Annotated in this window: 14 protein-coding genes; 7 read left to right on the forward strand and 7 right to left on the reverse strand. The window is 70.3% G+C overall.

The window, feature by feature from the left end; translation table 11 throughout:
- Positions 1 to 138: 138 nt before the first annotated feature.
- Entirely contained in the window at positions 139 to 1,167 is a 1,029-nt protein-coding gene (locus A5704_RS06325) for an alcohol dehydrogenase catalytic domain-containing protein (protein WP_067887968.1), read from the reverse strand.
- Between the two features lie 40 nt (positions 1,168 to 1,207).
- On the opposite strand from A5704_RS06325, the gene A5704_RS06330 reads away from it, so the two are divergent.
- Together A5704_RS06330 and A5704_RS06335 are read left to right on the forward strand one after the other, a co-directional pair.
- On the forward strand, positions 1,208 to 1,780 hold the full coding sequence (locus A5704_RS06330) for a TetR/AcrR family transcriptional regulator (RefSeq protein WP_067887971.1): 573 nt from the start codon (positions 1,208 to 1,210) through the stop codon (positions 1,778 to 1,780).
- A gap of 121 nt (positions 1,781 to 1,901) precedes the next feature.
- Positions 1,902 to 2,333 carry a hypothetical protein gene (locus tag A5704_RS06335; RefSeq protein WP_067748048.1) on the forward strand — a complete coding sequence of 144 codons (432 nt, stop codon included), beginning with the start codon at positions 1,902 to 1,904 and terminating at the stop codon, positions 2,331 to 2,333.
- A gap of 14 nt (positions 2,334 to 2,347) precedes the next feature.
- Here the strand turns inward: A5704_RS06335 and nadC are convergent, their stop codons facing one another.
- From nadC to nadA, 3 genes are read right to left on the reverse strand one after another with little or no spacing between them, the layout of a single operon-like run.
- On the reverse strand, positions 2,348 to 3,199 hold the full coding sequence (gene nadC, locus A5704_RS06340; protein WP_067748050.1) for a carboxylating nicotinate-nucleotide diphosphorylase: 852 nt from the start codon (positions 3,197 to 3,199) through the stop codon (positions 2,348 to 2,350).
- Positions 3,199 to 4,776 carry an L-aspartate oxidase gene (locus A5704_RS06345; protein ID WP_067785149.1) on the reverse strand — a complete coding sequence of 526 codons (1,578 nt, stop codon included), beginning with the start codon at positions 4,774 to 4,776 and terminating at the stop codon, positions 3,199 to 3,201. Before A5704_RS06345 ends, nadC begins: the two co-directional genes overlap by 1 nt.
- On the reverse strand, positions 4,773 to 5,822 hold the full coding sequence (gene nadA / locus A5704_RS06350; RefSeq protein ID WP_067748054.1) for a quinolinate synthase NadA: 1,050 nt from the start codon (positions 5,820 to 5,822) through the stop codon (positions 4,773 to 4,775). Before nadA ends, A5704_RS06345 begins: the two co-directional genes overlap by 4 nt.
- A gap of 46 nt (positions 5,823 to 5,868) precedes the next feature.
- Here nadA and A5704_RS06355 point away from each other — a divergent pair, with 46 nt between their 5' ends.
- Entirely contained in the window at positions 5,869 to 6,603 is a 735-nt protein-coding gene (locus A5704_RS06355; RefSeq protein ID WP_067887975.1) for an NUDIX domain-containing protein, read from the forward strand.
- 162 nt (positions 6,604 to 6,765) lie between these two features.
- Entirely contained in the window at positions 6,766 to 8,106 is a 1,341-nt protein-coding gene (locus A5704_RS06360; protein ID WP_067748058.1) for a lipase family protein, read from the forward strand.
- Here A5704_RS06360 and A5704_RS06365 read toward each other — a convergent pair.
- The 3 genes from A5704_RS06365 to bioB are packed head-to-tail and all read right to left on the reverse strand — an operon-like array spanning position 8,101 to position 10,012.
- Positions 8,101 to 8,739 (reverse strand): DUF2567 domain-containing protein, encoded by a 639-nt coding sequence (locus A5704_RS06365; protein WP_067778362.1) that lies wholly within the window; start codon positions 8,737 to 8,739, stop codon positions 8,101 to 8,103. The genes A5704_RS06360 and A5704_RS06365 overlap by 6 nt on opposite strands.
- Complete coding sequence (locus A5704_RS06370) at positions 8,736 to 8,963, reverse strand: hypothetical protein (protein ID WP_067277974.1); 228 nt, start codon at positions 8,961 to 8,963, stop codon at positions 8,736 to 8,738. Before A5704_RS06370 ends, A5704_RS06365 begins: the two co-directional genes overlap by 4 nt.
- A 14-nt stretch (positions 8,964 to 8,977) precedes the next feature.
- Entirely contained in the window at positions 8,978 to 10,012 is a 1,035-nt protein-coding gene (bioB, locus tag A5704_RS06375; protein ID WP_067887978.1) for a biotin synthase BioB, read from the reverse strand.
- Positions 10,013 to 10,144: 132 nt separating this feature from the next.
- Here bioB and A5704_RS28760 point away from each other — a divergent pair, with 132 nt between their 5' ends.
- From A5704_RS28760 to A5704_RS06385, 3 genes are all read left to right on the forward strand, one after another.
- The gene (locus A5704_RS28760) at positions 10,145 to 10,315 is read left to right on the forward strand and encodes a hypothetical protein (RefSeq protein ID WP_197498966.1); all 171 of its coding nucleotides are present in this window, start codon (positions 10,145 to 10,147) and stop codon (positions 10,313 to 10,315) included.
- 88 nt (positions 10,316 to 10,403) lie between these two features.
- Entirely contained in the window at positions 10,404 to 12,248 is a 1,845-nt protein-coding gene (locus tag A5704_RS06380) for a hypothetical protein (RefSeq protein WP_067887981.1), read from the forward strand.
- A 3-nt stretch (positions 12,249 to 12,251) separates the two neighbouring features.
- On the forward strand, positions 12,252 to 12,614 hold the full coding sequence (locus A5704_RS06385; RefSeq protein ID WP_067748065.1) for a hypothetical protein: 363 nt from the start codon (positions 12,252 to 12,254) through the stop codon (positions 12,612 to 12,614).
- Positions 12,615 to 12,644 lie beyond the last annotated feature (30 nt).

Raw genomic sequence — 12,644 nt, forward strand, 5'->3', positions numbered from 1 at the left:
GCGGCGTTCGCGGCTTTTTCTTGCGTTGACAGCTTCTGGCGTGCGCGCACGGCTTTGCGCGTGCGCTCATGGCGGCGACACGCGGCCGGGGCCCGCCCTGGGCGCACGCCCGACGCCCGGAATGCACGCCCGACGTCGCTACGCGCGGGTGAAGACGGTCTTTCCGGTCATCGTCGGCCAGGCCGAGGGGGCGTCTTCCCACGCGACGACGCGATCGACCGCCGGCGACACGTCCAGGCCGCCCGCGAGCAGGTCGAGCACCCGCGGGATCACCGTGCGCGCGCTGACGCGGCCGGTGACGAACCGCACGCCGCGTGAGTACATCGGCAGCAACGGCATCTCGACTTTGTATTCGGGGTAGATCCCGGTGTCGGTGCACACGCCGTCCGGCCAGGTGGCGCGCAGCGTCGCCGCCAGCAGGGTCGCATCGCTGGTGGTGTGCACGGTGACCGGGTAAGCGCCCCACGACTTGTCGGGTTTGGCGGCATCATGGGCCACCGCGCCGAGCTTCTCGGCGGCGGCCAGCCGCTGCGGGTCGGTGTCGACGTAGTCGACGTGGGCCCCGAGCGCCGCGGCGATCGCGGCGGAATACAGGCCGATCGACAGCCGTCCGAGGACCAGGACGCGGCGATCGACGGGATCGAGCGTGTCCAGCTCCGCAGCGAACGGCCCGACGGTGCGCCAGCCGTCGGGAATGTTGTCCGACAGGGACGCGATCGAAACCGGGTCGACGGCGTCCGGAAACGGGATGAGCATCGCATCGGCGTACGGAACCAGCACCAGGTCCGACATGAACCCGCCGCCGTCCAGGCCGGCGATCGGCGCCATCCCGTAGGCCGCCATGAACGGCACCGCGCTGCACGAGCCGGTCACGCCGCGGCGGCATTCGCGGCAATCGCCGCAGTTGATCTGAAACGGCACCACGACGCGGTCGCCCACCCGGACGCCCGTGACGTCGTCGCCCACGGCGACGACCTCGGCCAGCCCTTCGTGCCCGACCGCATACCCCGGCGGCAACGGCAGCCGCCCGTTGCACACCGCGACGTCGAGGTCGCAACACGCCACCGCCAGCGGCCGCACCAGCGCCTGCCCGGTCGCGGTGATCTGCGGTTCGGGCACCTCGCGCCACGCGTAGCGCCCGGCTTCCTCGTACGTCAGCTGCCTCATCTCTGCATTCTTGAGTGATCACTCAAGTAAAGTCAATAGCATGCCGAGACCCGACCGCAGCCGCGCCGCGTTGGTCGAGACGGCCGCCACGCTGTTTCGCCGCCAGGGCTACGCGGCGACCGGGCTGAACCAGATCCTCGACGAGGCCGGCGTCAAACCCGGTTCGCTGTATCACCACTTCCCCCGGGGCAAGCAGCAACTGGCCGCGGCGGTCGTCGAAGCCGAAGGCGCCGGCATCGAGCAGCTGCTGCGCCGATTCCTGGCGACCGGCCGGCCCGCGGCCGACATCGTCGACCGCTGGATCGACCTGCTGGCGGCCGGGTTGGCCGGCGACCGGCGCGACGGCTGCCCGATCGAACCGATCGCGACCGAGTCGGTGCACGCGAGCCCACTGGTGCGCGAGGCGTCGGCGCGCGCCTTCAGGGGCTGGTGCGCGGCGGTCGAGCAGCGGCTGCGCTCCGACGGCTGGTCCGAGGCAAAGGCCGAACAGGTTGCGCTGGCGGTGATCTCGCTGATCGAGGGCGCACTGATCCTGTCCCGGATCTCCGGTGACGCGGGCGCGCTGGAAGCCGCCAAGCCCGCCGCGCGGACGCTGCTGACGATGCGGATGTGAAGACTGTGACACCGGTGTCAAATCCGTTCGCGAGCAAGGACTTAGGACCCTACGGCGGCGCGCGGCGCGGCGAGACGATGACAGGTGCACAACCAACCCCTTGAGCAGAAAGGATCTCCCCATGGCCGACAACGACCTGACCGCCCGGTTCGAAAAAATCTCCACCGCCGCCAGGGAGGCCAACGACAAGGTGCGTGCCGCGGCGCAGCAGGCCCGTGAACAGGTCCAGGCGGACGCGGCCCACGCCCGCGACAGGGCAGACCAAGCCGCCGACCATTTGCAAGACCGGGCCTCAGCCGCTGACGATGACGCGTCGAAGCACTGGCGGGAAATCGCCGAGAAATGGAAGTCTCACGTCGCCAAGATCCGCAAAGACCTGGCCGAGAAGAATGCCCAGCACGAAGCCAAGGAGATGGACGCCTACGCCAACATGGCCATCGGCTACGCACTCGATACCATCGATTTCGCCGAGGCCGCCGTCTATGAAGCGGAATGTGCTGTGCTCGAAGCTCTTTCGGCACGCTCGGCCGCCGACGCGTTGGCGCGGGGATGACCGGCCGGTAAGTCCTACATGTCCAGGCCGATGTCGAGCGCGCGCACCGAGTGTGTCAGCGCGCCGACGGCCAGGTAGTCCACCCCGGTCGCTGCGTACGTGGCGGCGTTCTGAAGGCTGAGCCCGCCGGACGATTCGAGCAGCACCGCGGGGGCGCGCGCGTCGCGCCGCTGCACGGCCATCTGCGTCTGCCATACCGGGAAGTTGTCCAGCAGCACCAGTTCGGGCTTTTCGGCGAGCACCTCGTCGAGCTGTTCGAGGGAGTCCACCTCGACCTCGCACGGCAGGTCGGGCGCGGCGTCGCGCACCGCCCGCAGCGCGCCGACCACCGATCCCGCGGCCACCACATGGTTGTCTTTGATGAGCGCCGCGTCCCCCAGCCCCAGCCGGTGGTTGACACCCCCGCCGGCCCGCACCGCGTATTTCTGCAGCGCGCGCAGGCCCGGCAACGTCTTGCGGGTGTCGCGGATCTTGGCCTTGGTGCCGTCCACGGCCTCGACCCACGCCGCCGTCGTGGTGGCGATGCCCGACAGGTGACAGACCAGGTTCAGCATGGTCCGCTCGGCGGTCAGCAGGCCGCGGGTATCGGCGCGCACGGTCAGCACCGGCTCGCCGGGCTGCAGCCGAGCGCCGTCCTCGACGGCGTGCACCACCTCGTAGCCGCCGGCGAGGACGGCGTCGAGGACCAGCAGGGCGACCTCCACGCCCGCGATCACGCCGGGCTGCCGGGGCACCATCGACGCCGTGGCCACCGCGCCGGCGGGCACGGTCGCGAGCGTGGTGACGTCGGGCCCGTAGCGCAGGTCCTCTTCCAGCGCGCGCCGAATGATGTCCTGTGCGGCACTCCGTTCGTCGGGAAGCATCATCAGCCCACCGCCGCCAGCGCCTCCACCAGCACCGAGTTCCGGTCGTCGGCCAGCCGCAGCACGCTGCTGCGGCCCTGTTCGGGTGCGGGGTCCGGGTATTCCGCGCGGTGATGGCAGCCCCGGCTCTCATTGCGGGCCAGGGCCGCCGCGGTCACCGCGCGGGCGGCGACGGCCAGCGCCACGTCCTCGAAATCGCGGCGGCCGGCGATGACGCGCGCCGGCGCACCCGCCAGCGCGTCGGACAGCCGCGTCAGCCCGGCGGCGTCGCGCACCACCGAGGCGTCGCGGCTCATCGTGGCCTGCAGTTCGGGGCGCTCGGGCGCGGTGTGGGCGCTGGGCTCGGGTGCGACCGCGCGGGTGCGGCCCGCCGCCCTCGCGTGCGCGGCCGCGGCCCTGCCGGCTCGGCCCCCCACCACCAGGCCTTCCAGCAGGCTGTTGGACGCCAGCCGGTTGGCGCCGTGCATGCCGGTGCGCGCCACCTCGCCGGCGGCGAACAGGCCCGGGAGTTCGGTCTGCCCGTGCACGTCGGTGACGACGCCGCCGCAGCTGTAATGCGCCCCCGGCACGACCGGGATGGGTTGGCGGACGGGGTCGATGCCGGCGGCCCGGCACGCCGCGGTCACCGTAGGGAAGCGGGCCGCGAAACCGGCGATGCCGCGGGCGTCGAGGAAGACGCACGGGTCGCCGGTGGCCTTCAGCCGCGTGTCGATGGCCGCGGCGACGACGTCCCGCGGCGCCAGGTCACCCATCGGGTGGACGCCGGCGGTGACCGAATTGCCTTGCCGGTCAACCAGTATGGCGCCCTCACCGCGGATGGCCTCGGTGACCAGCGGCCGCCGGCCGCCTGCCGCGCCGGCGTACAGCATCGTGGGGTGGAACTGGATGAACTCCAGGTCGCTGACCGCGACACCGGCCCACAACGCCAGCGCGATGCCGTCGCCGGTGGAGCCGTCCGGATTGGTCGTCGCGCCGTAGAGGTGCCCGAGCCCGCCGGAGGCCAGGATGACCGCCGGCGCGTGGACGATGCCGTAGCCGTCCGGGTTGCCGACGGAGACGCCGGTCACCGCGGCTCCGTCGTGCAGCACGCGCAGGCCGACGTGACCGGTGCGGATGTCCAGCAGCCGGGCGGCGTGGTCGAGCGCCCGCTGCACCTCGGCACCGGTGGCGTCGCCGCCGGCGTGCACGATCCGCCGCCGGGAGTGCCCGCCCTCGCGCGTGACGTCCCAGCGGCCGGGCGCCGCCTCGTCGAATCGCGCTCCGGCGCCGACCAATTCGGACACCGCACGATAGCCGTCGGCGACGATCGAGGTCACCGCGTCGGGATCGCACAGGCCGGCGCCCGCGGTCACGGTGTCGGCGACATGGGCCTCGACGGAATCGTCGTTGTCGGGCAGGACCACGGCGATGCCGCCCTGGGCGTAGTGGGTCGCGGTCACCCCGCGCGCCTGGTCGGCCTTGCTCAGCACGACGACGCTGCGGCCGGCGCGGTGGGCGGCCAGCGCCGCGGCCAATCCCGCGACACCGGTGCCGATGACGACGACGTCAGCGCTGTGCGTCCAGGCCGGGCGGACGATCATTCACCACCGCCCGGCTGGCCGATCTCGATCATTCGCTGCACGCTGCGGCGGCCGGCCGCCGCGATCTCCGGGTCGACGTCGACTTCGTCGGCCCCGTCGACCAGGCAGCGCAGCAGCGCCGCCGGCGTGATCATCTTCATGTACTTGCACGAGGCCCGGTCGTTGACCGCGCGGAAGTCGACTTGCGGTGCGGCCCGGCGCAATTGGTGCAGCATGCCGACCTCGGTGGCGACCAGCACCTTGCGGGCGTGCGTTTGATGCGCCGCGTCGAGCATGCCGCCGGTGGACAGGATCTTGACCCGGTCCGCCGGGAAGGCGCCCTCGCCCGCGAGGTACAACGCCGAAGTGGCGCAACCGCATTCGGGGTGCACGTAGAGCTCGGCCTCGGGGTTCGCACGGGCCTGCTCGGAGAGCTCGTCGCCGTTGATGCCGGCGTGCACGTGGCACTCACCGGCCCACACGTGCAGGTTGGTGCGGCCGGTTACCCGGCGGACGTGCGCACCCAGGAACTGGTCCGGGCAGAACAGCACCTCGCGGTCGGGGTCGATGGATGCGACCACGTCGACGGCGTTGGACGAGGTGCAGCAGATGTCGGTGAGCGCCTTCACCGCTGCGGTGGTGTTGACGTAGGAGACGACAACGGCGCCGGGGTGCTCGTCCTTCCAGGCGCGCAGTTCGTCCGGGGTGATGGAATCCGCCAGCGAGCAGCCGGCCCGCTGGTCCGGGATGAGTACGGTCTTCTCGGGGCTCAGGATCTTGGCGGTCTCGGCCATGAAGTGCACGCCGCAGAACACGATGGTGTCCTCGGGAGCCTCGGCGGCGATCCGCGAGAGCGCCAGCGAATCGCCGACGTGGTCGGCGACGTCCTGGATGGCGGGCAGCTGGTAGTTGTGGGCGAGCACGGTGGCGCCGCGCAGCTTGGCCAGGCGGCGGATTTCGGCGGCCCATTGCTCGTCTCCCTCGACACCGGCGTAGCCGGCGGGCGAATTCGTGAGGTCGGCCATCATGTCTTCAGCGAGCGTGTCCATGCGATTGATAACCGTCACGGCGGCCCCTTTCAGCCCGGGAGGTTTTCGACTTATAATCGAAAACATGGGCCATACTAGCACTGAACACGAGGTGCTTGCGGTGGTGTTTCAAGTTCGCCGGGTAACCAGCGGGCCGCGAACAGAGAAACCGCAGCTGAACGTGCTGTTGTGGCAGCGCGCCAAGGATCCGCAGCGGGGCGCCTGGTCGCTGCCCGGCGGGCGGCTGCGCACCGACGAGGACATGACCACCTCCGTCCTGCGACAGCTGGCCGAGAAGGTGGACCTCAAGGAACTGGCGCACCTGGAGCAGCTGGCGGTGTTTTCCGACCCCAACCGGGTGCCGGGCGCCCGCGTCATCGCGTCGACCTTCCTGGGGCTGGTGCCCTCCCCCGCCACTCCGGAACTGCCACCGGACACCCGTTGGCACCCGGTGAGCAGCCTGCCGCCGATGGCCTTCGACCACGGACCGATGGTGACACACGCCCACGCCCGGCTGATCGCCAAGTTGTCCTACACCAACCTCGGATTCGCCTTGGCGCCAAGGGAATTCGCGCTCTCCACGCTTCGCGACATCTACGGCGCCGCGCTGGGTTACCAGGTCGACGCGACCAACCTGCAACGGGTGCTGGTCCGCCGCGGCGTGATCAGCCAGACCGGCACCATCGCCCAGTCCGGCCGCAGCGGCGGGCGGCCGGCGGCCCTGTACCACTTCACCGATTCTCAGTTGCGCGTCACCGACGAATTCGCCGCGCTGCGACCGCCGGGTCAGTTTGACGCCGCCGAACGCCGCCCCGGATAGGCTTACGGGAAGCGTCGTCGGGTGACGCAGCCGCAAACCGGGTACCAGTGACGTGCATGACCTGGATCGCCCACCCAAGAAGTCGCTCACAGTGCGGCGATTACGTTTTGGTTACCTGCCGTTCGTGCGCGAGAATGCCGGATGGCCTAGAAGGGAGCCTCAATGGCTGAGCTCGGCAATCTGGCAGGCACGCGCGGGGCGGAGTGGATCGCCCGGCCGCCGCACGAGGAATTGCAGCGCAAGGTGCGACCGCTGCTGCCCTCGGACGACCCGTTCTACCAGCCGCCCCTCGGCTTCCAACACGCCGAACCCGGCACCGTCCTGCGCTCGCGCGACGTCGAGCTGGCTTTTCTCGGGCTGATCCCGCAGCCCGTCAAGGCCACCCAGCTGCTCTACCGGACCATGGACATGAACGGCGAGCCCGAGGCCGCCGCGACCACCGTGATCGTCCCTGCCGAGCTGGCCCCGGAACGTCCGTGCCCGCTGCTGTCGTACCAGTGCGCGATCGACGCCGTGTCGTCCCGCTGCTTCCCGTCGTACGCGCTGCGGCGCCGGGCGAAGGCCCTCGGCTCGATCGGCCAGCTCGAACTGTTCCTGATCACCGCGGCCGTCGCCGAGGGCTGGGCCGTGTCCGTGCCCGACCACGAGGGGCTGCGGGGCCTGTGGGGCGCCCCCTACGAACCCGGCTATCGCGTCCTGGACGGCATTCGGGCCGCCCTGGGCGCGGAACGCCTCGGGCTCTCGCCCTCGGCGCCGATCGGGCTGTGGGGGTACTCCGGCGGCGGGCTGGCCAGCGCCTGGGCGGCCGAGGTGTGCGCCGAGTACGCGCCCGAACTCAACATCGTCGGCGCGGTGCTGGGATCGCCCGTCGGCGACCTCGGCAACACCTTCCGCCGGCTCAACGGCAGTTTCCTGTCGGGCCTGCCTGCGCTGGTGGTGGCGGCCCTCGCCCACATCTACCCCGAGCTGGACCGGGTGATCAAGGAGCACAGCAACGAGGAGGGGCGTGCCCTGCTCGAGTCGCTGGAGAAGATGACCACGGTGGAGGCGGTCGTGAAGATGGCCGGCAAGAACATGGGCGACTACCTCGACGAGCCGCTCGATGCCATCCTGTCGACGCCCGAGGTCACGCACGTGTTCGAGAACATCAAGCTGGGTGTCGCGGTGCCGACGCCGCCGGTGTTGATCGTGCAGGCCGTCCACGACTACCTCATCGACGTGCACGACATCGACGTGCTCGCCGACGCCTATTCGGCCGGCGGCGCCCAGGTGACCTACCACCGGGACGCGTTCAACGAGCACATGCTGCTGCATCCGCTCTCGGCGCCGATGACGCTGCGCTGGCTCACCGACCGGTTCGACGGCCGGCCGCTGACCGAGCACCTGATCCGGACCACCTGGCCGACGATGTTCCACCCGATGACCTACGTCGGCATGGCGCGGCTCACCAAGATCGCGGCCAAGGTCATCCTCGGCCGCAGGATTCACCGCCGCCCGCTATGACCCGGGCGCTTCCGGGGCGCTGCCCGCTCCCACCGGGAGCGCATCGGAAGGCCGGTCGGGCGGCGGGGTAGCCCCCAGATCGTCGCGGGCGTCGGCGGCCGCGAGCACCGCATAGACCAGTGCGGCGATCGCGGCGGGCCACAGCAGCGTCAGCGCGATCCGCAGCGGATCGCTTGCGAAGAAGACCGGGGGCGCCTGGATGACGTAGGCCACCGACGGGCCCTTGGGCAGCGGCACCGCGTCGAAGTTCAACGCTCCGTACCTGATTCGGACAAGCGCCGCCCCGATGGCGGCCGCGACCGCGGCCGCGGCAACCAGGCCGGTCGCCAAGGCGACAACCATGCCCGGCCCCCGGCGCGCGCGCCATTGCCACGCCAGCGCCGGCGCCACCACCGCCGACACGGTGAGCAGGCCCAGCATCAGGCAGGGCGCGTCGAAGAAGTGCTGCGACTCGTTGCCGAGATAGTCGTGGACCCGTTCACCGGCGCGCGTGAGGGCCACCACGGCGTGGATCGGCGGGGCGATCCACGCCCACAGGGCGCCGACCAGCACACCCGCCGCCACCGGCGTCAGGACGGCGATGCCGATACGGCGCGCCCGTGACCTTCCCGGGGTGTGCGCGTGCTCGGTCATCGCTGGGCCTCCAGGTCGACCGAGTCGACCTGTCCGTGCCGCGAGCACCGCGCCCGCCAGCCGTCGGGGCGGACCTGCACCACCATCCGGCGTCCGCATTCCGCGCAGAACCGGGGCGGCTCCAGACCCAACTGCGCCGCTGTCGGCACCGCGGTGCCCCCCAACTCGCCGGTGTAGACGTTGTAGACGCCCGCGCTGACCGGAGCGCCCAGATCCCGAACCACAGTCTCCAAGTCTCTTACAAAGTGGCGTTGAGCGCCTTGATCGGCATCTGCAGATCGTCGAGCAGTTCCAGATCGGCTTCGGCCGGCCGGCCGAGCGTGGTCAGGTAGTTGCCGACGATCACGGCGTTGATGCCGCCCAGGATGCCCTTCTTGGCGCCCAGGTCACCGAGGGTGATCTCACGCCCCCCGGCGAACCGCAGCATCGCGCGCGGCAGGGCCAGCCGGAAGGCGGCCACCGACTTCAGCGCCTCGGCCACCGGCAACACCTCCAGGTCGCCGAACGGCGTGCCGGGCCGCGGGTTGAGGAAGTTCAGCGGGACCTCGTCGGGCCCCAGCTCGGCCAGCTCGGCGGCGAACTCCGCGCGCTGCTCGAGCGTCTCGCCCATGCCCAGGATGCCGCCGCAGCACACCTCCATGCCGGCGTCGCGCACCATCGAAAGGGTCTGCCAGCGCTCCTCCCAGGTGTGGGTGGTCACGACGTTGGTGAAGAACGAGCGGGCGGTCTCGAGGTTGTGGTTGTAGCGGTGCACACCCATCTGCGACAGCTGATCGACCTGCTCGGCGGTCAGCATCCCCAGCGAGCACGCGATGTTGATCTCGACCTCGTTGCGGATCGCCTCGATGCCGGCCGCGACCTGAGTCATCAACCGCTCGTCGGGCCCGCGGACGGCGGCCACGATGCAGAACTCGGTGGCACCGGACTTGGCGGTCTGTTTGGCGGCCTCGACCAGGCTCGGGATGTCCAGCCGGGCGCTGCGCACCGGCGAGGCGAACAACCCCGACTGCGAACAGAAATGGCAGTCCTCGGGGCAGCCACCGGTCTTCAGGCTGATGATGCCCTCGACCTCCACCTCGGGGCCACACCAGCGCATCCGCACCTCGTGGGCCAGCTCCAGCAGGTCGTCGAGCCGGTCGTCCGGCAGCTGCAGCACCCGCAACACCTGCTCGCGATCCAGTCCCTCGCCGCGCTCGAGCACCTGTTCGCGGGCAACCGCCAGAATGTCCGTGTCGTTGGCGCCGGTCGCCGGTCGAGTTGCCGCTTGAGTCACCAGTACTCCCCTGCATCGTCGCTGGCCGCGCGCGCGGCCTCCTGCCCCACGGTCGTGGCGGCTGTCAATAAAAAGTGTTCAAAGTAGGGTAACGGCCGCAGTGCATGCCATCCCCCGGGGTATCTCACCACCATGACCGATCCACACGTCACCTATGTGGCCCACCACATGATTCTGCTGGCGATCCCGGCGTTCCTGCCGGCGATCATCGTCGTCGGCGTGATCCTCTACGTCGCGCTCAAAGACCGCCGGACCCCCGACGAGTCCGAGGACGCCGGGCAGCGCGACGACGAAAATCGGTGATTGACCAGCCCGTGATTTGGGCATTCCGCTTCGTGCGAGCTGGATCACAGCTCGCCAGGCAGTCGGGCGCTGTTGGGAGGGTTTGACGATGACATCGGCGGAACTCGTTTTCGTTGCGGAGGCGCCGGCGCGCGGCGCCGGCCTCAACCAGGTGATCGGGCTCTCGGTCGCGGCGGTGGTGATCGCCGCGGGCATGCTGTGGATCGGTTATGCCCATCGCACCCATCGCATCCAGTGGCTGACCCGGGTCGCCGACAAGCTGGGCGAGAAGTTCCACCGGCCCAACTGGGTGGCGCTGCCGGTCATGATCTTCACGACGTTCATCATCTGCGCCCTGTTCGGGTTCATCTGGGACGTCAGCTGGCACATCGGCAACGGACGCGACCCCGGCCCGTTGGCCAACCCCGCGCACTATTTCATCATCATCGGCCTGTTCGGCATCTTCGTCGGCGGCGCGGTGTCGGTCGTGCTGCCGTTCGACAAGCCGGGGCCCGCGGCGGTGCGCATCACGCGCAACTGGTATGCGCCGGTCGGCGGACTGTTGATGGCCGGCTGCGGGATGTACGCGATGATCGGGTTCCCGCTCGACGACATCTGGCACCGGATCTTCGGTCAAGACGTCACCCTTTGGGGCCCAACGCATTTGATGATGATCGGCGGGGCGTGTTTCTCGCTGTTCTCGGTGCTGATGCTGGAGCGTGAGGGCGAGGCGCACGAAGCCGGGGAGGTATTCAACGGCGCGTTCATCTCGTTCCTGCGGTACCTGTCGTTCGGCGGGTTGTTCATCGGCCTGTCGGTCTACCAGATCGAGTTCGACTTCGGGGTCCCGCAGTTCCGGCTGGTGTTTCAGCCGATGCTGATCGCCGCGGCGTCCGCACTGGCCGCCGTCGCCGCCCGCCTGACGATGGGCCGCGGCGCCGCGATCATCGCGGCGGTGTTCGCCATCGCGCTGCGGGGCGCGGTCGCGGTGATCGTCGGCCCCATCCTGGGCGCCCCGATCAACTGGTTCCCGCTCTACCTGGGTCCCGCCCTCATCGTCGAGCTGGTGGCGCTGACGCCGTTGATCAAGCGCCCGCTGGTGTTCGGCGCCGTCTCGGGCCTCGGGGTCGCCACGGTGGGGCTCTGGCTGGAATCGCTGTGGATCGGGGCCGTCTACCACTACCCGTGGCCGACCAGCATGTGGGGCGAGGCGCTGGCGATGTCGGTGCCGGTGGCCGTCCTGACCGGGTTGTGCGGCGCGATGTTCGGCATGGTGCTCACCGGCGAGCGCCTGCCGGGCCGCCGGCTCGCCATCGGCGTCGTCGCGCTGACGGTGCTCGTGATCGGTTGCGCGGTGGCCAACGGGTTGCACATCCTCGTGCCGGGCAAGGACACCGCCACGGTGACGCTGACGGATCTGCCCAGCCCCGCAGGCCAGCGGATGGTGTCGGCCGATGTGATGATCTCCCCGACAACCATGGTCAGCGACCACCCGGACTGGCTGACGATCCTGTCCTGGCAGGGGCGGATGCAGAACGACCGCGGCCTGATGATCGACAAGCTCGCCAAGGTCGGGCCGGGGCACTACCGGTCCACGCAGCCGGTCCCGGTGTGGGGTGACTGGAAGACGCTGTTGCGGGTCCAGGACGGCCGCACGATGACGGCCGTGCCGATCTACGAGCCGGCCGACGACGCCATCCCGGCGCCCGAGGTCCCCGCCCTCGCGACGAGTACGCGGCCGTTCGTCCTGGAGGTCACGATCCTGCAGCGCGAGCGCGACCAGAGCGCGCCGGCCTGGCTGTTCACCGCCGGCGGAATCGTCGTGCTGTTCCTGACGCTGATGGTCATCACCGCCCTGACCTGGGGCGCCGGCCGGATCAACAACTACGACACCCTGCCCAAGCGGCCCGAGGAGGAGAAGCACACCGTGCCCGGCACCCCCCAGGCGGCGTGACCGATGGGGATGCGTAGCGCCCTGGCCGCGGCGTGGGTGGCGGCCTTGGCGTGGGCGCTGATCGCGTGCGGCGGTTCGCAGAGCCAGTCCCCTGCCGCCGGCCCGACGGTCGACGTCACCATCGCCAAAGGACAGGTGACCCCGACCAACGCCACGCTGCAGGCCAAGGTGCGCCAGCAGATCACCCTGCACGTGACCAGTGACGCCACCGACGAGTTGCACGTCCACTCGACGCCCGACCACAAGTTCCCGGTCGCCGCGGCGCCCAACCAAACCTTCCAGTTCGCCGTCGACGTCCCCGGCAACGTCGAGGTGGAGCTGCACCATCTGGACCGCACGATCGCGACCATCCAAGTCCAACCGTGAGCGCCCGCGGCGCGACCGCGGTCCTCGCGC

Source organism: Mycobacterium sp. E735 (assembly GCF_001666955.1).
GTDB lineage: Bacteria > Actinomycetota > Actinomycetes > Mycobacteriales > Mycobacteriaceae > Mycobacterium.